This window comes from Microbispora sp. H10885 (assembly GCF_014161415.1).
GTDB classification, from domain to species: domain Bacteria; phylum Actinomycetota; class Actinomycetes; order Streptosporangiales; family Streptosporangiaceae; genus Microbispora; species Microbispora triticiradicis.
Genome location: NZ_JABBWY010000006.1, coordinates 373,622 through 392,427, shown reverse-complemented (window position 1 = coordinate 392,427; position 18,806 = coordinate 373,622). Strand labels below are relative to the sequence as shown.

20 protein-coding genes are annotated in these 18,806 nt (G+C 74.2%); 12 read left to right on the top strand and 8 right to left on the bottom strand.

All coding sequences use genetic code 11. The features are described 5' to 3' along the window. Positions 1-31: 31 nt before the first annotated feature. Together fabI and HHX37_RS18405 are read left to right on the top strand one after the other, a co-directional pair. On the top strand, positions 32-796 hold the full coding sequence (gene fabI / locus HHX37_RS18410) for an enoyl-ACP reductase FabI (RefSeq protein WP_117409426.1): 765 nt from the start codon (positions 32-34) through the stop codon (positions 794-796). Between the two features lie 159 nt (positions 797-955). Continuing rightward, the gene (locus HHX37_RS18405) at positions 956-1,858 is read left to right on the top strand and encodes a helix-turn-helix domain-containing protein (RefSeq protein ID WP_182880742.1); all 903 of its coding nucleotides are present in this window, start codon (positions 956-958) and stop codon (positions 1,856-1,858) included. Positions 1,859-1,892: 34 nt separating this feature from the next. On the opposite strand, the gene HHX37_RS18400 is transcribed toward HHX37_RS18405, so the two are convergent. The 3 genes from HHX37_RS18400 to HHX37_RS18390 form a co-directional block, all read right to left on the bottom strand. Beyond that, on the bottom strand, positions 1,893-2,459 hold the full coding sequence (locus HHX37_RS18400; RefSeq protein WP_182886189.1) for a DUF2690 domain-containing protein: 567 nt from the start codon (positions 2,457-2,459) through the stop codon (positions 1,893-1,895). A gap of 181 nt (positions 2,460-2,640) precedes the next feature. Further along, positions 2,641-3,624 carry a hypothetical protein gene (locus tag HHX37_RS18395; protein ID WP_182886188.1) on the bottom strand — a complete coding sequence of 328 codons (984 nt, stop codon included), beginning with the start codon at positions 3,622-3,624 and terminating at the stop codon, positions 2,641-2,643. A gap of 141 nt (positions 3,625-3,765) precedes the next feature. Continuing rightward, entirely contained in the window at positions 3,766-4,713 is a 948-nt protein-coding gene (locus HHX37_RS18390) for an aldo/keto reductase (protein WP_150934697.1), read from the bottom strand. 35 nt (positions 4,714-4,748) lie between these two features. Between HHX37_RS18390 and HHX37_RS18385 the strand changes: the two genes are divergently transcribed. The 6 genes from HHX37_RS18385 (at position 4,749) to mshC (ending at position 9,784) form a co-directional block, all read left to right on the top strand. Then, positions 4,749-5,567, top strand: a complete 819-nt coding sequence (locus tag HHX37_RS18385) for an undecaprenyl-diphosphate phosphatase (RefSeq protein WP_182886187.1) — start codon at positions 4,749-4,751, stop codon at positions 5,565-5,567. Then, positions 5,564-6,265 (top strand): histidine phosphatase family protein, encoded by a 702-nt coding sequence (locus tag HHX37_RS18380; RefSeq protein WP_117409431.1) that lies wholly within the window; start codon positions 5,564-5,566, stop codon positions 6,263-6,265. Before HHX37_RS18385 ends, HHX37_RS18380 begins: the two co-directional genes overlap by 4 nt. 9 nt (positions 6,266-6,274) lie before the next feature. Further along, the gene (locus tag HHX37_RS18375; protein WP_117409432.1) at positions 6,275-6,841 is read left to right on the top strand and encodes a DUF3090 domain-containing protein; all 567 of its coding nucleotides are present in this window, start codon (positions 6,275-6,277) and stop codon (positions 6,839-6,841) included. Positions 6,842-6,878: 37 nt separating this feature from the next. Further along, the gene (locus HHX37_RS18370) at positions 6,879-7,655 is read left to right on the top strand and encodes an SCO1664 family protein (RefSeq protein ID WP_117409433.1); all 777 of its coding nucleotides are present in this window, start codon (positions 6,879-6,881) and stop codon (positions 7,653-7,655) included. A 94-nt stretch (positions 7,656-7,749) separates the two neighbouring features. Continuing rightward, entirely contained in the window at positions 7,750-8,562 is an 813-nt protein-coding gene (locus HHX37_RS18365) for an NRDE family protein (protein WP_310740429.1), read from the top strand. A gap of 10 nt (positions 8,563-8,572) precedes the next feature. Further along, positions 8,573-9,784: a cysteine--1-D-myo-inosityl 2-amino-2-deoxy-alpha-D-glucopyranoside ligase gene (mshC, locus tag HHX37_RS18360; protein ID WP_182886185.1), complete on the top strand. Its 1,212-nt coding sequence runs from the start codon at positions 8,573-8,575 to the stop codon at positions 9,782-9,784. A 43-nt stretch (positions 9,785-9,827) separates the two neighbouring features. On the opposite strand, the gene HHX37_RS18355 is transcribed toward mshC, so the two are convergent. Continuing rightward, the gene (locus HHX37_RS18355; RefSeq protein WP_182886184.1) at positions 9,828-9,968 is read right to left on the bottom strand and encodes a hypothetical protein; all 141 of its coding nucleotides are present in this window, start codon (positions 9,966-9,968) and stop codon (positions 9,828-9,830) included. Between the two features lie 16 nt (positions 9,969-9,984). Then, the gene (locus HHX37_RS18350; RefSeq protein ID WP_310740428.1) at positions 9,985-10,635 is read right to left on the bottom strand and encodes a class E sortase; all 651 of its coding nucleotides are present in this window, start codon (positions 10,633-10,635) and stop codon (positions 9,985-9,987) included. A gap of 273 nt (positions 10,636-10,908) precedes the next feature. Here HHX37_RS18350 and HHX37_RS18345 point away from each other — a divergent pair, with 273 nt between their 5' ends. The 4 genes from HHX37_RS18345 (at position 10,909) to HHX37_RS18330 (ending at position 15,231) form a co-directional block, all read left to right on the top strand. Then, a complete protein-coding gene (locus tag HHX37_RS18345; RefSeq protein ID WP_182886183.1) occupies positions 10,909-11,787 on the top strand; it encodes a hypothetical protein in 879 nt (292 codons plus the stop codon). A gap of 282 nt (positions 11,788-12,069) precedes the next feature. Beyond that, positions 12,070-12,756, top strand: a complete 687-nt coding sequence (locus HHX37_RS18340) for a hypothetical protein (RefSeq protein ID WP_182886182.1) — start codon at positions 12,070-12,072, stop codon at positions 12,754-12,756. Positions 12,757-12,792: 36 nt separating this feature from the next. Next, positions 12,793-14,562, top strand: a complete 1,770-nt coding sequence (locus HHX37_RS18335) for a DUF4012 domain-containing protein (RefSeq protein WP_182886181.1) — start codon at positions 12,793-12,795, stop codon at positions 14,560-14,562. 75 nt (positions 14,563-14,637) lie between these two features. Further along, the gene (locus HHX37_RS18330) at positions 14,638-15,231 is read left to right on the top strand and encodes a low molecular weight phosphatase family protein (protein WP_182886180.1); all 594 of its coding nucleotides are present in this window, start codon (positions 14,638-14,640) and stop codon (positions 15,229-15,231) included. An 84-nt stretch (positions 15,232-15,315) separates the two neighbouring features. Here HHX37_RS18330 and HHX37_RS18325 read toward each other — a convergent pair whose 3' ends face one another. Genes HHX37_RS18325 through HHX37_RS18315 form a run of 3 tightly spaced genes read right to left on the bottom strand, consistent with a single transcriptional unit; the run spans position 15,316 to position 18,754 of the window. Continuing rightward, on the bottom strand, positions 15,316-16,716 hold the full coding sequence (locus HHX37_RS18325) for a polysaccharide biosynthesis tyrosine autokinase (protein ID WP_182886179.1): 1,401 nt from the start codon (positions 16,714-16,716) through the stop codon (positions 15,316-15,318). 5 nt (positions 16,717-16,721) lie between these two features. Next, positions 16,722-17,759, bottom strand: coding sequence for a glycosyltransferase family 4 protein (locus HHX37_RS18320; RefSeq protein WP_182886178.1), 1,038 nt, complete (start codon positions 17,757-17,759; stop codon positions 16,722-16,724). Then, complete coding sequence (locus HHX37_RS18315) at positions 17,756-18,754, bottom strand: NAD-dependent epimerase/dehydratase family protein (RefSeq protein ID WP_182880728.1); 999 nt, start codon at positions 18,752-18,754, stop codon at positions 17,756-17,758. The genes HHX37_RS18320 and HHX37_RS18315 overlap by 4 nt, the downstream gene beginning before the upstream one ends. Positions 18,755-18,806 lie beyond the last annotated feature (52 nt).

The following is an 18,806-nucleotide window of genomic DNA, read 5'->3' as shown; positions in this document are numbered from 1 at the left end:
GCCACTGAGCACTGACTGAGCGGAGCTGGACATGGGTTTGCTGGACGGTAAGCGACTGCTGGTCACGGGAGTCCTCACCGACTCGTCGATCGCCTTCAACGTCGCCAAGCTGGCCCAGGAGGAGGGCGCGCGGGTCGTGCTGACCGGCTACGGCCGTCTCAGCCTGGTCGAGCGCATCGCCAAGCGGCTGCCCGAGCCGCCGCCGGTGATCGAACTGGACGTGCAGGACACCGACCACCTCGACACGCTCGCCGACCGCGTCGGCGAGCACCTCGACGGGCTGGACGGGGTCGTCCACTCCATCGGCTTCGCCCCGCAGTCCTGCCTGGGCGGCAACTTCCTCAACACCTCGTGGGAGGACGTCGCCACGGCGGTGCACGTCTCGACGTTCTCGTTCAAGTCGCTCGCCGTCGCCTGCCTGCCCCTGATGAAGGAGGGCGGCGCGGTCGTCGGCCTCGACTTCGACGCGACCAAGGCGTGGCCGGTCTACGACTGGATGGGCGTCGCCAAGGCCGGGCTGGAGTCGTGCTCCCGCTACCTGGCGCGCGACCTGGGCAGGCACGGCATCCGGGTCAACCTCGTCGCCGCCGGTCCGCTCCGCACGATGGCGGCCAAGAACATCCCCGGCTTCCAGGAGTTCGAGGACTCCTGGCCGGAGCGCGCGCCGCTCGGCTGGGACCTGACCGACACCGCCCCCGCCGCCCGGGCGTGCCTCGCGCTGCTGTCCGACTGGTTCCCCGCCACCACCGGCGAGATCGTCCACGTCGACGGCGGCGTGCACGCGATGGGCGCCTGACGGCGGCGGTCCCGCCGCGGGCCCCCGCGGCCCTGGCGATCTTGCCGCCTGCCGTCGCCGCGCCTACCATCGGGACGTGCGTGGGGTCCGCCCGCCCGAGCGGGCGTGACCCGGTGAGCCCGCGAGGTCCTGGCCGCCCGGCGGCCGTGGATGGGGACGATGGGACGACCAGAGCGCGACCTGAGCCCCGAGGAGGGTCCCGTCCAGGCGTTCGCCGTGGCGTTGCGGCGGCTGCGTGAGGAGGCCGGGACACCCACCTACCGTGCCCTCGCCGAGCGGGCCCACTACTCCGCCACGGTGCTGTCGCGGGCGGCGGGCGGGCGGGTCCTGCCCAGCCTGGAGGTCACCCTCGCCTTCGTCAGGGCCTGCGGCGGCGACGAGGACGAATGGACGCGGCGCTGGCACCGCGTCAGCGCGGAGATCGCCGATGCCCCAGAGACGTCCGGTGGGGAACCGCCGTCTCCGGCGCCGGACGCGGAAGAGGACGTCCCGTCCGCCGCGCGCGGCGGGGCGTCCGGCGGCCTCGCGGGCCGGGCACGCGAACGCGGGCGCCTGCTCGTGCCGCTGGCCGCACTCGTGACCGCCGGCGCGGTGGCGTTCGGCGCCGCCGGAAGCGGCCCGCTGCTCGCGCCCGGCTGGACGTCGCGCAACCAGCACCTCACCGACCGGACGACCGACGCGAGCCTGGCCGAGGACATGGACGGCGACGACCCCCGCGCCCGGGGATGCGGACCCGACCCGGACACGCTCGAAACGCTCGACGCCGTCCCGCTCCTCCTGCCGGGCGGCGCCCGCTTCGGGACGCTGCGGCTGCGGCGCAGCCCGGTCTGCGACACGGCATGGGCGTCCGCGCACTACGACAATCCCCGTCTGTACACGGTGTGGCTCGCCGCGCACCGCCCGGCGGACAACGCCCAGGTCCGCTCGCAGTGGTCCAACAACACGCCGCCGGGCAGCTACGGCGACATGCTCTCCCTGGCACGGGGGTGCGTGTGGGTGGAGGGCTGGGTGGTCACCGAGCGGGGGGAGGGCCCGCACGCCGCGACCCGTTGTGCCCGCTGACGCGCCCGCCCTCCACGTCGTCGCCGGGCAGGGCTCAGCCCCTCGCCCACGCGCCGGCCGAGCCGGGTCCGGCGCCGCAGCACCAGGCGTACGCCGTCGCGGGCACGTCCCTGGCGTACAGCTGGTCGGAGTAGGCCGAGCCGCCGCGCGTGCGGTACGCCTCCGTGCAGTCGCCGTAGCCGTCGCCCCGGCAGACCATGACCGTCACCGGGCCCGTCCGGCCCCCGTCGAACGTGACCCTGGACCAGTTCGTCCCGCACCGGGGCGAGTACCGCAACTCGGCCGTGGCGCCCGCAGGCCCGCGGCCGTCGCGGTACCAGAGCCGGGAGCTGCGCACGGTGTACGCGCCGGACGAGCACGCCGAGTCCACCGGGTCGGTGCCGTCGCACAACCGGCGGCCCGGGCTCAGGGCGCAGAACGTCCCCGAGCGGTGCCGGGAGTGCGCCGCACCCGACGGCTCCGGCCCCACGGCCCGCCCCTGCCCCGGTCCCGGCCCCGATCCGCCTCCCGATCCGGCCGACGCCGCCGGGGCCGCCGCGAGCACGGCCGCGGTGACCGCCGGCACGGCGAGCGTCCTCAGGACGATGCTCCATCTCGTCATGGGCTCCTCCTCTCCTGCCGGCACCCGGCCCTTCGCGGGTGCCACGACAGGCATCGAAGCCAACGTGGGGGACGGCGGCGACGGCCGCACGGGGAGTGGAGACAACGCGCATCAACCCGTCCGTCCGGCGGCGCCGCGCATCAATCCGTGACCTCGCACGACATCACGGAAGACGGCGCGCTCAGGCGAGCCGGTGGCGGCCCGACCGGTCGGGCAGCCGCAGGCCACCCTCGAACGGGATCGACTCCTGCGGTTCCTGCTGCCCGGCGCGGGCCCGCCGCGCCGAGACCACCCGGGTGGCGAGCACCGCCGACAGCAGCAGCGCCGCCGTGAGGGCCGTCCCCACGGCGTCGTACGGCCGCTGGTCCCGCAGGGGCACGCCGGTGACCCTGCCGCGCAGACCCGGAAACTCGGGCATCTTCTGACCCGGCCACAGGAGCGGGATCAGGCCGTCCGCGTCCGGGTCCACGACGGGGTGAGAGGGTGCGGCGGGTGCCCCGCCGCTCTGCGCGGCCGGCCCCGGCCGGTACGGCTCCACCGGGAGGGCGCCCTCGGGCGCGTGCGAGGGCTTCGGACGCGCCGGACGGCCGGCGGTCGCGGACGGGCGGTGCTTCCGGCCGCTCCCGCCGGCGCCGGTGCCCGTCTCGTCGCCGGACGCGCAGCGCTCGCCGGCCACCAGGGGCAGGCAGGTGTCCTGGATCGTCCGGCTCAGCCCGTCGGTGAGATCCTGCACGGGAGTGGGAGCACTCCCGGCGGAGGAGCCTCCCGAGCCGCCTCCGGTCACGCCGCCGCCCGCCGAGCCCACCGCGTCCGACGCCGTCCCGGCCGCGCCGGTGGCCGTCTTCACGGTGTCGTCCACCGTCTTCCCGATGTCGTCGACAGCGGTGCCGGCGGTGCCGGTCACCGTCTGCACGGTGTCGTCCACGGCCTTGGTGACCGGCTCCGTCACCCCTCCGGTCGCCTTGTCCGCGACGTCGGTGACGCCGTCCGCCGCGCGGCCCACGCCGTCCACCAGGTTGCAGACGCCACCGGTGATTCCCGAGACGAGCCCGCCGCCGGTGGTGCAGTCGGCCCATGCCGGGGACGCGGTGAGGGGGAGCCCACCGCCCAGGGCGATCGCGAGAGCCCCGGCGGAGATGGCGGAGGCCTTGCGTGCGGTGCCCATGTGTTCCCTTCCGCGGTCGTCTGGTCAATCCCCCGACATACCCGCCACTCTTCGCCAGAGCGCGGGGTTATGCAGTAGAAAGTTGCAATTCGGTATCGATGTGTGATACGTGAAGACGATTCTCGTTCGCCCCTCGGCGGGTCAGGGGTCGGAGACGTCCGACACGTCGTCCAGGGCCTCCCGGATCTCCCACGGAAGGGTCAGCTCCTCGGCCTGTAACACCCCGAGGAGCTGCGCGTGGGTGCGGGCGCCGACGATCGCCGACGACACGCCCGGGCGGTCGCGCACCCAGGCGAGCGCCACGGCGAGCGGCGACACGCCGAGCCCCTCGGCCGCCGTGGTCACCGACTCCACGATCCGGCGGCACCGCTCGTCCAGATAGGGCCGTACGAACTCGGCGAAGTGCGGGGTGGCGGCGCGCGAGTCGGCGGGGATCCCGGTGCGGTACTTCCCGGTCAGCACGCCGCGTCCCAGCGGCGACCAGGCGAGCAGCCCGGCGCCCACGTGCGCGGCGGCCGGGATCAGCTCCTCCTCCGGCTCCCTGGCCAGCAGGGAGTACTCCGCCTGCGCCGCGACGAGGGGGGCGCGCGCGTCGCCACACCGCTGCCAGGTCGCGGCGGCGGCCAGCTGCCAGCCCGTGTAGTCGCACACCCCGGCGTAGGCCGTACGGCCGGTCGAGACGGCGAAGTCGACGGCCGCGAGCGTCTCGTCGAGCGGCACCCGGTCGTCGAACGCGTGGAGCTGCCAGAGGTCGACCTCCTCCAGCCCGAGACGGGCCAGGGACGCGTCGAGTGCGCGGATGAGATGACGGCGGGAGGCGTCCCGCTCGCCGCCGGGCATGAGGACCGCCTTGGTCGCGATCACCAGCTCCGAGCGCGGCACCACGTCGCGGATGAGCCGGCCGATCAGCCGCTCCGCGTCGCCCCCGCCGTACACGTCGGCCGTGTCGATCAGCGTGCCGCCGGCCTCGGCGAACGCGGTGAGCTGAGCGGTCGCCTCCTCGGCGGAGGTGTCGCGGGCCCAGGTCATCGTGCCGAGCCCGATCCGGGACACCGAGAGACCGCTGCGCCCGACAAGTCGCTGGTCCATTGTGCGGACAGACTAGCCGATAGGCTGTCCGCACCATGGACGTACTACAGGCCATCGTGCTGGGAGTCGTGCAGGGTCTCACCGAGTTCCTGCCCATCTCCAGCTCCGCCCACCTGCTGATCGTGCCCAAGCTGGCCGGCTGGGGCGACCCCGGCGCCGCCTTCACCGCGGTGATCCAGCTCGGCACCATGCTGGCCGTGCTGCTCTACTTCTGGCGCGACATCGTCCGGATCCTCTGGACCTGGCTGCGCAGCCTGTGGACGCCGGAGCTGCGGGGCGACCTCGACGCCCGCATGGGGTGGTACATCGGGCTCGGCACGATCCCGATCGGCGTGGCCGGCCTGCTGTTCAAGGACGCGATCGAGGGCCCGGCCCGCAATCTCTGGCTCAACGCCACCATGCTGATCGCGTTCGGCCTGCTGCTGCTCGCGGCCGAGCAGTTGGGCAGGAAGAAGAAGGAGGTCGCCGACCTCACCATGCGCGACGGCCTGATCGTGGGGCTGTGGCAGATGGCGCCGCTGATCCCCGGCGCGTCCCGCTCGGGCTCCACCATGACCGGCGCGATGTTCCTCGGCTACACGCGCGAGGCGGCGGCCCGCTACTCCTTCCTGCTGTCCATCCCGGCCGTGGTGCTGTCGGGCCTGTTCGAGCTGCGCGACGTCGGCGACGGCGGCGGTCCGCCGCTCGTGCCGACCCTGATCGCGACCGTCGTCTCGTTCGTGGTCGGGTACGCCTCGATCGCCTGGCTGCTGCGTTACGTGGCGCGGCACTCCACGATCGTCTTCGTCGTCTACCGCGTCTTCGCCGGAACGTTCCTCCTCACCCTCCTCTACCTGGGGGTGCTCGAGTCATGACGACCGTCCTTCTCGTACGGCACGGCCTGACCGACCTGACCGGCCCGGTGCTGGCGGGCTGGACGCCCGGCGTCCACCTGGACGAGCGCGGCCGGGAGCAGGCGCGCGCGGTGGCCGAGCGGCTCGCGCCGCTGGAGCTGGACGCGATCGTGTCGAGCCCGCTGGACCGGTGTCAGGAGACCGCCGCCGCCATCGCCCAGGGCCGCCCGGTCACCGTGCAGACCGACGACAGGTTCGGCGAGTGCGGCTACGGCGACTGGACCGGCAGGCCGCTGAAGGAGCTCGCCGAGGAGCCGCTGTGGCGGGTCGTGCAGGCCCATCCCAGCGCGGCGGTCTTCCCGGGCGGCGAGGCCATGGCGGAGGTGCAGAGCCGGGCCGTGCGGGCCGTGCGGGACTGGAACGAGCGGCTCGGCGAGAAGGCCACCTATCTCGTCTGCAGTCACGGGGACGTCATCAAGGCGATCGTGGCCGACGCGCTGGGGCTGCACCTGGACCAGTTCCAGCGCATCACGGCCGACCCCGCCTCCGTCACCGTGATCCGTTACACACCGCTGCGCCCCTTCCTGCTGAGGGCCAACGACGTGGGCGGGGGAGTGGCCAACCTGGTGCCCCCGCCCGAGGTTCCGTCGCGGGAAGACGGGGGAGAAACCACCACCGGAAGCGACGCCGCCGTCGGCGGCGGAGCAGGGACCACATAAGGTCGGGCTATGCCGGTCTTCGATTACGATCCGCCTGACAGGTTCGTGGCCGGTGCCGTTGGGCAACCGGGCGCACGAGCCTTCTTCCTGCAGGCGCGCGGCCACGGCAGGATCACCACCGTGGCGCTCGAGAAGTTCCAGGTCGCCGTGCTGGCCGACCGCCTCGACGAGCTGCTCGACGAGGTGCTGCGGCGCAGCGGCGGACGCGCACCGGTCCCGGCCGTCGCCCCGGCCGATCTGACCGACGAGGGGCCGCTGGAGCTGCCGCTCGACGAGGACTTCCGAGTGGGGACGATGGCGCTCGCTTGGGACCCGGAGACCTCCCAGGTGGTCATCGAGGCGCAGGAGGCGGGCGAGGGTGACGAGGAGGACGAGCCGCCGGCCGACGACCGGCCCGAGCCCGCCGTCCTCAGGGTGCGGATCAGCGCCGCCGCCGCCCGCGCGTTCAGCCGCAGGGCCCTGGAGGTGGTGGCCGCGGGCCGGCCTCCGTGCCCGTTGTGCGGGCGGCCCCTCGACCCGGAGGGCCACATCTGCGTGCGGCTCAACGGCCACCATCCCGGAGGGCTGTCCGCGTGAGGGGCAGGGCGGTACGCGCGGCGTGGCGAGGATCCGGATGACGGCTGAGGACGAGGCGAGCATCGGCGGCGTGGACAGAGCGGGACCCGACGGGGCGGGACTGGACGACGCGGCGGCGATGCGCCTGCTGCGGGAGGGCACCTTAGAAGTGGCCGGGCGACTCGTCGAGGCCACGAACATGACGCTCTACTGCTCCGTCGCCACCGGCGAGCACGCGGCGGCGTGCGTGTACAAGCCGGTGCGGGGTGAGCGGCCTCTGTGGGACTTCCCCGACGGCACGCTCGCGGCCCGGGAGGTGGCCGCCTACGAGGTGGCGGCGGTCACCGGCTGGCGCATCGTGCCGCCGACGGTCCTCCGGGACGGCCCCTTCGGCCCCGGCATGGTGCAGCTGTGGATCGACGCCGATCCCGACGCCGACCTGATGACCGTGATGCGCAGCCGCAACCCCGCCCTGCGCCGCATGGCCGTCTTCGACGCGGTGGTGAACAACGCCGACCGCAAGGGCGGCCACCTGCTCCCGCTGCCGGACGGCCATGTGTACGGCGTCGACCACGGAGTGTGCTTCTCCGTGGACGACAAGCTGCGTACGGTGCTGTGGCAGTGGCGCGGCAGGACGCTGCCGCGCGAGGCGGTCAACGTGCTGGAGCGGCTGGAACGCGAGATCGAGCGGGGCCGTCTCGGGCGGCGGCTGCGCGAGCTGCTCACCCAGGCCGAGGTGGAGGCGACCTGGGAGCGGGTCAAGAGGCTGCTGGCCACCGGCGTCCACCCGCACCCCTCCGACGACTGGCCCGCCATCCCATGGCCGCCGATCTGATGGTCCGCCCGAAGCTTGCGCAGAACGTACGTATTGTGCACTCTGCAGGGGTCTCTACCGTTTCTGGAGGGAACACGCAGTGTGTACGGTCATCGTGAGTGTCGACCCGGAGGCCGGCACACCGGTGCTCCTGGTGGGCGTGCGTGACGAGTTCGTCACGCGGCCGTGGATGTCACCCGACCGTCACTGGCCCGACCACCCCGGACTGATCGGGGGCCGCGACCTGGAGGCGGGCGGCACCTGGCTGGCCGCCGACCCGGCGGAGCGGCGCGTGGCCGCGCTGCTCAACGGCGAGGGCACCGCGGCTCCGGCGGCCGGGCGGCGGTCCCGCGGCGAGCTGCCGCTGCTGGCCGCCGAGGCGGGGGAGCTGCCGCCGGTCGACCTGTTCCGCTACGACCCCTTCCATCTCGTCCTCGGCGGTCTCGACGGCGTACGGCTGTGGAGCTGGGACGGCGGGCGGCTCGCCGAGGAGAAGCTGCCCGGGGGCGTGCACATGATCGTCAACACGGGCTGGGACCGGTCCGGCCGAGACCCGCGGACGGCCTGGTTCCGGCCCCGGTTCACCCGCGCCGCCCGGCCGGAGTGGACCGACGGCGGCTCCACGGAGCGTTTCTGGGGCGAGTGGCTGGACCCGGCCTCCGGCGCCGGGATGGGCGGCACGGCGGAGGGCACGGCGGAGGGCACGGTGGGGGGCGCGGTGGCCTGGGACGACCCCCGGGCACTGATCGTGCAGCGGCGTCTCCCGGACGGGCGGATCTTCGCGAGCCTGTCGGTGACGCTGGTCGCCCTGGCCCCGGAGGGGCTGCGCTACGACTTCTGTCCCCAGCCGGACGACCCCTCCACCTGGCACGAGATCGACACGTCCCGGGGCGGACCGCCCGGCCTGAGCCGTCGGGCGCGCGGATAGGCTGCACACCATGCGATCGTGGTCTGCTCCGAATGTCCCCAGGCTGCCTGGTCCGGGCCTTCCGCTCCGTTTGTACGACACCGCCGCCCGAGAGGTGCGGGAGACGGCCCCCACGGGCGAGGCCCGGATGTACGTCTGCGGCATCACGCCGTACGACGCCACGCATCTCGGGCACGCCAACACCTACCTCGCCTTCGACCTCGTGAACCGGGCCTGGCGGGACGCGGGCCACGACGTGCACTACACGCAGAACGCCACCGACGTGGACGACCCGCTGCTGGAGCGGGCGGCGGCGACCGGCACCGACTGGCGGTCCCTCGGCGAGCGGGAGATCGAGCTGTTCCGCTCCGACATGGAGGCGCTGCGGATCCTGCCGCCCCGCGAGTACGTGGGGGTCACCGAGACGGTCGAGGAGATCACCGGGGTGATCAGCCGGCTGTCGGAGCGCGGCGCGGCCTACGACGTCGACGGCGACGTCTACTTCTCCGTCACCGCGGCGCCGAAGTTCGGCGCGGTCTCGGGCTACTCCGAGGAGACGATGCTGGCGCTGTTCGCCGAGCGCGGCGGCGACCCCGGCAGGGCGGGCAAGCGTCACCCGCTCGACTGGCTGCTATGGCGGGCCGAGCGGCCGGGCGAGCCCTCCTGGGACTCGCCGTTCGGCCGGGGCCGGCCGGGATGGCACGTCGAGTGCACGGCCATCGCCCTGCGCAACCTCGGCACCGGGTTCGACGTCGCCGGCGGCGGCTCCGACCTGATCTTCCCCCACCACGAGATGGGCGCCTGCGAGGGCCACGTCGCCACCGGCGAGTGGCCGTTCGCCCGTGCGTACGTGCACGCCGGCATGGTCGGCCTGGACGGCGAGAAGATGTCGAAGTCCAAGGGCAACCTCGTGTTCGTCTCCCGGCTGCGGCGCACGACCGACCCCATGGCCGTACGGCTCGCCCTGCTGGCGCACCACTACCGCACCGACTGGGAGTGGACGGGGGACCAGCTCGCGGAGACCGAGGCCCGGCTGGCGCGGTGGCGGGCGGCGGTGGCGCGTCCGGCGGGGCCCGCGGGCGAGCCCGTGCTCGCCGCGGTCCGCGAGCGGGTCGCCGACGACCTCGACGCGCCCGGCGCGCTCGCCGCGATCGACGCCTGGGCGGCCGGGGAGGGCGACGACACGTCCTCGCCCGCGCTGGTCCGCGACGTCGCCGACGCGCTGCTCGGCGTCGCCCTCTGACCGGGCGCGGCCGCCGGGCGGTGCCGTGAGCCCGGCGGCCGGCTCAACCGATCGGCAGGCGCGGCGCCAGCCAGGGGAACACGACGTACCACAGCGCGGCCACCGCGCCTCCGGTCAGCAGCACGGCGATCGTCAGCCGGAGCGCGGCGCCGCCGGGCAGCAGGCGCCAGAGGAATTTGTACACGCCGGATCTCCCTCGGTCAGTCCCGGCGTTCCTCACGGCGGACGAGCACGCTCTGGACGACCAGGCGCTGCGCCGCGGAGAACTTGGGGTGGCAGGTGGTCATGGTCATGAACGCGGTGGTGGGCCGCTGCCCCGGGTGGCCGGGGACGGGATCGACGACGTCGACCTCGCCGGGATCCACGACCTCCTTGCGCGTCACCTGGTAGGTGTAGCGGGCGTCCCACGCGTCCACCATGATGTCGTCGCCGCGCTGTAGCCGGTCGATCCGGTTGAACGGCGCCGCGTAGGTGGTGCGGTGTCCCGAGAGCACGAAATTGCCGACCTGACCGGGCAGGGCGGTGCCGGGGTAGTGACCGGGGCCTCTGCGCAGTGCGTCCGGGCCCACGCCCTCGACGACGGCGAACCGGTACCCGGCTCCCAGGCGCGGGATGCGCAGCAGCGCCAGGGCGTCGCCGGGCCGCACCGCGGCCGGGCCCGCGCGCCCCTCATGCCGCAGGAAGACCTCTCCCAGCCGCCGCTGCAGGACGCGCTGCTCCCGTTCGGTCTCCGCGCCGGTGCCCCAGAGCAGGTACGCGTAGAACAGCAGCAGGACCAGACCGGCGGGCAGGCACAGCTCGCCGATCACCCGTACGGTCGCCGTCACGGCTCCGCCGTCGTCTCCGCGCACGGACCGAGTATCGCCTTCCGGTGACGATCCGCGGCCGTCGCGCGAGGGCGTTGGTGAATTCTTTGGCACCCGGGTCGCGGCCGCGCGCGAAGCGGCGAGCGGGTCGCGGTCAACGGACCGAGAACCCTGGCCGATCGTTCGGTAAGCGCCGTGCGCCGTATTCGAGCCGATCTTCACCGGCCGCTTACAACGGTCGCAGATGCTCGTTTACGTGAATGCCGTTATCGGGAGTCCAAAGTGGCGCGAAAAAACACCCTACCCATTCTTCTGGCGGTGACGGTCGCGGGCGGCCTGACGCTCGGGATCCCCGTGGCCGCGGCCGCGGGGACCGTCATGTCACCGGTCGCCCCGGCGGGGGACGGTACGGCCCTCTCGCCGGAGCCCGTCACGGCGGAGAACGCCGAGGAGCCGGGCGAGAACGTGGACGCGAGCCCGGTCGTGCAGGAGAGCGGGCCGGGGACGGCCGCGCAGCAGCCCGTCCACACCACCACCAACAACAACGGCGGGGTCTGGAACCGGAACGCCGGCGGCTGGAGCTATCCGCTGGCCTACACCTACAGCGACACCAAGACGATCAACGCGCAGCCCATCGCCGCGCCCGCGGGCGCGGGCACCGGTCGCGGCGCCGGCCCGAGCGTCACCGGCGTCGGTCCGGCCATCGGACCGGGCACCGGTGCGGGCGGCGCTGACATGGCACCGCTGCAGAACGCGACGCAAAGCGCGGAGCAGTGGCCTGCGGAGGGGCCGGCGGAGGCGCCGGTGGGAGCCGGCAAGGCCTCGGCCGTCGAGGGGGAGCCGGAGGAGCTGCCCGGGGAGACCACCGATGAGGAGGGACTCCCCGGGGAGGAGACGGACGAGGAGTCCCCCGAGAAGGACACCACCGACGAGGCGGAGACCGGCGAGGCCGACGAGGCCGACGAAGACGAGGCGGACGAGGCGGACGAGGCGCCGGCCGGCGTGGCCCCCGAGGAGATGGCCGGCCCCGCGCCGGTCGCCGCGGCCGGCCCGGCGGCGGGCCCGGCGGGCGGCGCTCGGCTCCCGTTCACCGGCGCGCCGGTGAGCGTGGCCGCCGCCGGCGCGGGCCTGCTGGCCGTCGCGCTCGGCTGCACCCTCGCCACCGCCCGGCGGCGGCGCTCCACCGGCGCCGGGTAGCAGACGCCGGGTAGCACCGGTGCTCGCGGGGCCGTGGCAGGGGGCGCGGCGGCGGGGGACGCGCGGCAGGTGTGGCGGGGAGGCCGGTCAACGAAGCGAGAACCCTGCGCGATCGTTCGGTAAGCGCCGTGCGCCGGGGCGGAGCGGCCGTTAACCGGACGCATATAACAGTCGAGCAGCGACATGTCGCTGGCAATCCGGGCAAATGCTCAATCGGCATAATGGCCGTTATCGGGAGTCCAAGTGGCGCGTAAAACTAAAAGACCAATTTTTCTGGCGACAATGGTCGCCGGCGGCCTGACCCTCGGGATCCCCGGGGTCGCGGCCGCGGAGTCCGTCGGGTTCACGGTGCTGCCGTCGGGCGACGGCGTCTACCCGCCCAGGCCCATCAGCGTGGAGACCGTGGTGGACCCGCGGGTCGTGACGCCGGCCGTGCAGGAGAACGAGCCGGCCGCGGTGCAGCCCGTCCACACCACCAACAACAACAACGGTTTCTGGTGGCCCAACAACAACTGGCAGGGCTGGAGCTGGCCGCAGGTCTCCACGACCAACGACACCAACAACGGGAACGCGCAGCCCATCGTCGCGCCCGCCGGCGCGGGCGGGATCGCACCGGTGCAGAACGCCGGGCAGCAGGCGCAGGGGGAGCCCGCGCAGGCCGTCGCGCCCGAGGAGACGGAGGCCGAGGACGAGTCCGAGGAGGTGCCGGGGGAGGAGGCTGAGGAGGAGCGCGCCGACGAGAACGAGGACATGCCCGGCGAGGAGGAGTCCGAGGGGTCCTTCGAGAGCGGGCCGGCCGCCGGAGAGGCGCCGACCGGCGGTGTTCCCGCGCAGGCCTCGGGAGGCGGCCGCCTGCCGTTCACGGGCGCGCCCGCGGGCGTGGCCGTCGCGGGGGCGGGCCTGCTGGCCGTCGCACTCGGCTGCACCCTGTTGTCCGCGCGGCGTCGGCGGTCCGGCGATGCCGAATAGAAGCAGGTGGCCTGCGGTCCGGGGCGCAGCGGCCCGGTGACACCTGGAAGAACTCGCAGGCTGGTCGTCGCCGGCCTGCCGTCGCTGGCCCTCGGCCTCGTGCTGGCCGGGGGCTGGGCGGCCCACCTCGGGCTGAGCGTGCGTGACCATCTGGAGGCGACGCGGGCCGCCCTGCTCCGGCTGCGGCCGGGCGCCGTGGGGCCGGCCCGCTCCGTCGCCACGACGCTCGCCGAGGCCCGCGGTCACGCGGCGGAGGCGCGGCGGCTGACCGGCGGCCCCGACTGGGCGCTGCTCACCCACCTTCCGGTGGTGGGCGACGGCGCGGCCACGACCCGGGGACTGGCCGCGTCCGTCGCGGACATCACCGACGTACTGACCCGCGTGGAGCGCGCGGCCGCGCCGTTGCTGTCCGCGGGCGCGCGGGCGCCGGGGGACCTGCGGCGCGCGCTGGCCGCCCTCGACGCGATGGCGCCGGTGCTGCGCGACGGCGCCGCCCGCGTGGCCGCGGCGAGATCGCGGGTGGCGGGCACCCCGGCGTCGACGGGCCTGGCCGCCCTGGACGGGGCGCGCGACACGGCGCTCCGCGAGGCGGGCCGGCTGCACGGCATGCTGAGCCAGGGGGCGGAGGCCGCCGCCCTCCTGCCGCCCATGCTGGGCCGCGACGGTCCCCGCCGCTACTTCCTGGCGTTCGAGACGAACGCCGAGGCCCGCGGGACCGGCGGCCTCGTCGGCGCCTTCGGCGTGCTGAAGGCCGACGGCGGCAGGGTGTCCGTCACCCGGCTGTCCGCCAACACCGGCATGGCGGCCAGCGCCGAGCCCGTCGCCGACCTCGGCTCCGCCTTCGCCTCCCGCTACGGGCGGGGCGCGACCACGACGCTGTCGGTGTCGAACCTGTCCCCGCACTTCCCCTACGCCGCGGCCACCTGGACCGGACTCTGGCGCCGCCAGACCGGCCAGGAGCTGGACGGGGCCATCGCGACCGACCCCGTCGGCCTCTCCTACATCCTGGGCGCCATCGGGCCGGTGAGGCTTCCCGGCGGCGGTGGGACGGTGACGGCGGGCAACGTCGTCGACCTGACGGAGCGGGAGGCCTACGCCCGCTATCCGGACCCCGCCGAGCGCAAGAAGTACCTGGTCAGGATCGCCGGAGCGGTCAGCGAGGCGCTGACCGGCCGGCTGGGGGAGCCCACGCGGCTGCTGCCCGCCTTCGCGCGCATGGTGGGCGAGAGCCGGCTCACGGTCTGGAGCCGGGCCGGGGACGAGCAGCGCCGTCTCGCGTCGACCCCGGTAGGCGGGGTGCTGCCCGAGCGGCGCGAGCCGTACGCCGGGCTCGTCGTGAACAACTCGGCCGGCACCAAGCTCGACTACTACCTGGACCGCTCGCTCACCTACGAGCTCGGCCCGTGCCGTCCGGACGGGCTGCGCACCTCGCGGGTGCGGGTCCGGCTCACCAACGACGTGCCGCGCGGGCCGCTGCCCGCCTACGTCACCGGCCGGCTCGACGACCCGCGGCGTCCCCACGCCGCCGGCTCCAACGTGCTGTGGGTGTCGCTGTACGCGGGAATCGGGGCGAAGGCGACGGGGGTCCGGCTCGACGGCCGGCCGATCTCGTTCTACTCCGAGACCGAGCGGTCCCATCCCGTCTACTCCAAGGTGCTGGAGTTCGCGCCCGGCCAGTCGAGGACGCTGGAGTTCGACCTGCTCGAACCGTACTCGGCGGCGGCCCCCGTGGTCCCGGTGCAGCCGCTCGTCCGCCCGCAGCGCACGCTGGTGACGGCCGACGCCAGGGGCTGCGGCCCCTCCTGAGGTGACCGGCAGGAACCGTTAAAGCCCGGCGCGCCGCGAGGGGCGGCGCGCCGGGCCCGGCCTAGCGTCCCGCCCATGGAGCGTACGCATCCGCCGGAGGGCGCGGAGACCTTCCGCATCCTGTTCGTGTGCACGGGCAACATCTGCAGGTCGGCCATGGCCGAGCGGCTCACCCTGGCCGCGCTCGGGCCGGGCTCGCCGATCCTCGTGGGCAGCGCGGGCACCCACGCCAGGCCGGGACTTCCGATGGCCGAGCGGGCGTGCGGGGCGCTGCTGCGGCTCGGCGGCGATCCCGGAGGGTTCGCCTCACGCCCGCTCACCGCCGCGGCGGTGGCCGGCGCCGATCTCGTGCTGGCGGCCTCGTCCGAGCATCGCGCCGCGGCGGTGGCCCTGCATCCCGTCGCGGCCGCGCGCGCGTTCACCATCGTCGAGTTCGGCGCGCTGGTCCGCGCGGTCCCCGCCGGGCGGGTGCCGGGCCACGAGGATCCCGTACGCCGGGCGCGGGCCCTGCTGGAGGAGACCGGGGCACTGCGCGGGCTGGTGCGGGTGGAGCGGCCCGACATCGCCGACCCCTACGGAGGCCCCCGCAGGGCCTACCGGGACGCGGCCCGCCGCATCGCGGACGCGCTCGCCGCCCCGATCCGCCTGCTGACACACGCGACTGCCTGACCCGGCGGTCCTCCGCTCGCCGCAAGCGAACGCGTGGGGCCGCGTCACCCGACGCGGCCCCACGCACCTGCTCTCGCCGTACCGCTACACCGGTATGGGCGCCTGCGGCTGCGGCGCCTCCGGCGGGGCCTCCTGGACGGCCGCGTCGTACCCGTATCCGTACCCGTAGCCGTAGTAGGAGCCGTGCTTGGCCGGCACGAAGTTCAGCACGGTGCCGACGAGGCGGGCGTTGATCGACGACAGCAGCTCACCGGCCCGGAGCACCTGCTCGCGCCGGGTCTTGCCGTGCCGCACCACGAGCAGCGCGCCGTCGCAGATCGCGCCGAGGGCGGCGGCGTCGGTGACGGGCAGCAGCGGCGGCGCGTCGATGATCACCATGTCGTACTCCTCGGTGAGCTGGGCCAGCACCGAGCGCATGCCCCGCGACCCGAGCAGCTCGCTGGGGTTCGGCGGGATCCGGCCGCTGGGCAGCACGGAGAGGCCCTGCTGCCCCCACGTCTGGATGACGTCGTGCAGCCGCGCCCGCTCGATGAGCACGTCGGTGAGCCCGGTTCCGCCCTCGATGCCGAGGTAGCGGGGGACGCTGGGGCGCCGCAGGTCGGCGTCGACCAGGACCACCCGCCAGCCCGCCTGGGCCATGGTGATCGCGAGGTTGGCCGACGTGGACGACTTGCCCTCGCCCGGCAGGCAACTGGTCACGACGAGCGACTTGGGCTGCCTGTCCACCCCGATGAACTGGAGGTTCGTCCGCAGCGACCGGAACGCCTCCGAGCGCGACGACCGGCCCTGGTCGCGCAGGATCAGCGGATGCCGCTTGGCGTCCCGTTCGTAGCCGATGACTCCGAGGATCGAACTCCCGGCGACCTTCTGCAGCGTCTCGGCGGTCTTGACGGTGGTGTCGAGGCGGTCGCGCAGGACGAGGCCCGTGACGGCCGCGAGCAGCGCGATCAGCGCGCCGAGCGCGACGTCGACCGGAGGCCGGGGGGACTCCGGCGTCTGCGGGACCTCCGCCGGGTCGACCACGGTGACGCGGACCGTGGGCGGGCTCTTCGGTGTGGGCCGCTCGATCTCGTCGATCAGACGGGTGAACGCCGCGCCCAGGGCGTCCGCCCGGTGGGCGGCGCGCACGGGGTCGCTGTCGGCGACGGTGACCCGGAGCAGGGTGGTGTTGGGAATCGCGCCGGCGGTGATGGCGTCCTGCAGGTCGCGGACGTCCTCGGTGCCGGCGACCCGGCCGACCACCCGGCGGCTGGTCAGCAGGGCGGCGTACGACTGCACCCGCTGCTGGGACAGCGCGCCCGCCTGGAGAGCGGTCGAGAGGCTGCCCTCCCGGTCGTCCGCCGAGACCAGCATGGTGATCCCGGCGACGTACCGTGGCGTGGCGTGGGTGGTCACGGCGAAGGCCACTCCCGCTCCCGCCAGCAGCGAGAGCAGCAGGAGCGGCCAGTGTCTGCGCATCAGCCGCGCGTAATAGAGCAGTTCCATGGTTGTCAGCCCCTTACACGGATAGAGGTCCGGGGACGGGTCGGCGCATAGGGCGCATAGACCGGAACGCGCTGCGGCAGCACGACGGCGACGCACGCGGCGGCGACGCCGCCGATCGCCGCGGCGGCCGGCGCGATCCAGCCCAGCGTCATCGCCAGGTCGGCCAGGCCGGCGGCGGCCGCGAGCACGGCGAGCGCGAGGGCCGTGAGCCGCTTGCCGAGACCGAGCCGGTGCAGCCGGTGCGAGAGGTGGTCGGAGCCGCCCTGCAGCAGTGGCCGGCCCGCCCTGCGCCTCGACAGCAGCACGATCCCGGTGTCGACGGTCGCGACGAAGGTCGGCAGGAGCAGGCCCGCGACCGCCGTACCGGTCCCGGTGCCGGTGATCACCAGTGCCGCCGAGGACGCCAGCACGAACCCGATGAACAGCGAACCGGCGTCCCCCATGAAGATGCGCGCCGGCGCCCAGTTGTGCAGCAGGAACCCCAGGGCGGCGGGGGACAGGGCGGCCAGGAGCAGGCCGATCTCCGGACGCCCGGACACGAAGGCGGCGGCGGCGAGGAGCGCGGTGCTGACCACGGTGACGGCGCCCAGCGCGCCGTCCATGTTGTCGAGCAGGTTGTAGGAGTTGGTCACCACGACGATCCACAACAGGGTGATCGGCGCGTCCGGCCAGGCCCCGGTCACCGGCGCCACGACCCCGCTCGTCACGGCCACCCCGGCCGCCAGCGCCTGTACGGCCAGCCGGGTCGGCGGAGGGAGCGGCGCGATGTCGTCGATCAGCCCGAGCAGGGCCATGGCCACGGCGCCGACGAGGATGCCGGCGATCCGCTGGCCGGCCGCGCCGGCCAGCGCCACCGGGGGGACGACGGTGCACAGCATGATGGCGATCCCGCCCAGATAGGGTGTCGGCCGCCGGTGCGACTTGTGCCCGCCGGGCCTGTCGGTGAGTCCCCAGCGCAGCGCCAGGCGCCGCATCACGGGGGTCGCCGCCGCGCAGCCGGCGAAGGCGCTGATCGCGATGACCAGGGCGGTGGCGCCGTTCACCGGCCCGTGGCCGCGAGCTCGGCGCGGGCGTCGGAGATGGTCTCCAGCAGGATGTCGTCCAGCGTCAGGGCCGGCGTCCACCCGGTCAGCGCGCGCAGCCTGCCGGTGTCGGGAACCCGGCGTGTCATGTCCTCGAAGCCCTTGCCGTACGCCTCGGCGTACGGGACGAGATCGACGCCGGACGTGCTCCCGGCGAGCTCGACGATCAGCTTGGCCAGCTCCAGGATGCTCACCTCGTCGCTGGAGCCGACGTTGAACGTCCCGCCGACCGCGCGGTCGTCGTCCAGCAGCAGGAGAAGTGCCCGCACGACGTCGCGTACGTGCGCGAAGCAGCGGGTCTGCGTGCCGTCGCCGTGCACGGTGAGCGGCACGCCGGCCAGCGCCTGCCGGACGAGCCGGGGGATGACCATGCCGTACGCGGGGCTCTGCCGCGGCCCCACCGTGTTGAACAGCCGGACGACGACCGTCGGCAGGCCGCGTTCGCTGTGGTAGGCGTTGGCCAGGATCTCCTCCACCGCCTTGGCCGTGCTGTAGGCCCACCGGACGACGTCCGGACTGCCGAGGATCCGGTCGGACCACTCGGGGAGCGGACCGGCCGAGTTCTTCCCGTAGATCTCGCTCGTGCTGGTCACCAGGATCTTCCGCCGGTAGCGGTGCGCCGCCTCCACGACGATCTCCGAGCCGCGGATGTTGGTGGTGAGCGAGCGCAGCGGCTGCTCGACGATCAGCTTCACCCCCACGGCGGCGGCAAGGTGGACCACCACGTCGCACTCGTGCACGAGTTGGTCCACCGCGAGCTCGTCCAGGACCGAGCCCCGGACCACGCGCAGCCGTGGATCACCCGCGTGGTGCGCGAGGTTGGCCGGGCGGCCGGTCGACATGTCGTCCAGGACGACGACGGAGTCGCCGCGAGCGAGCAGGGCGTCGGTCAGGTGGGATCCGACGAAGCCGCTCCCGCCGGTGATCAGATAGGTGTTCCCGCTTGACGTGGTCAAGGCCTTCTCCCAGCAAGTGGAGGTTGACAGGATCGCAATAGGACTTCGTGCG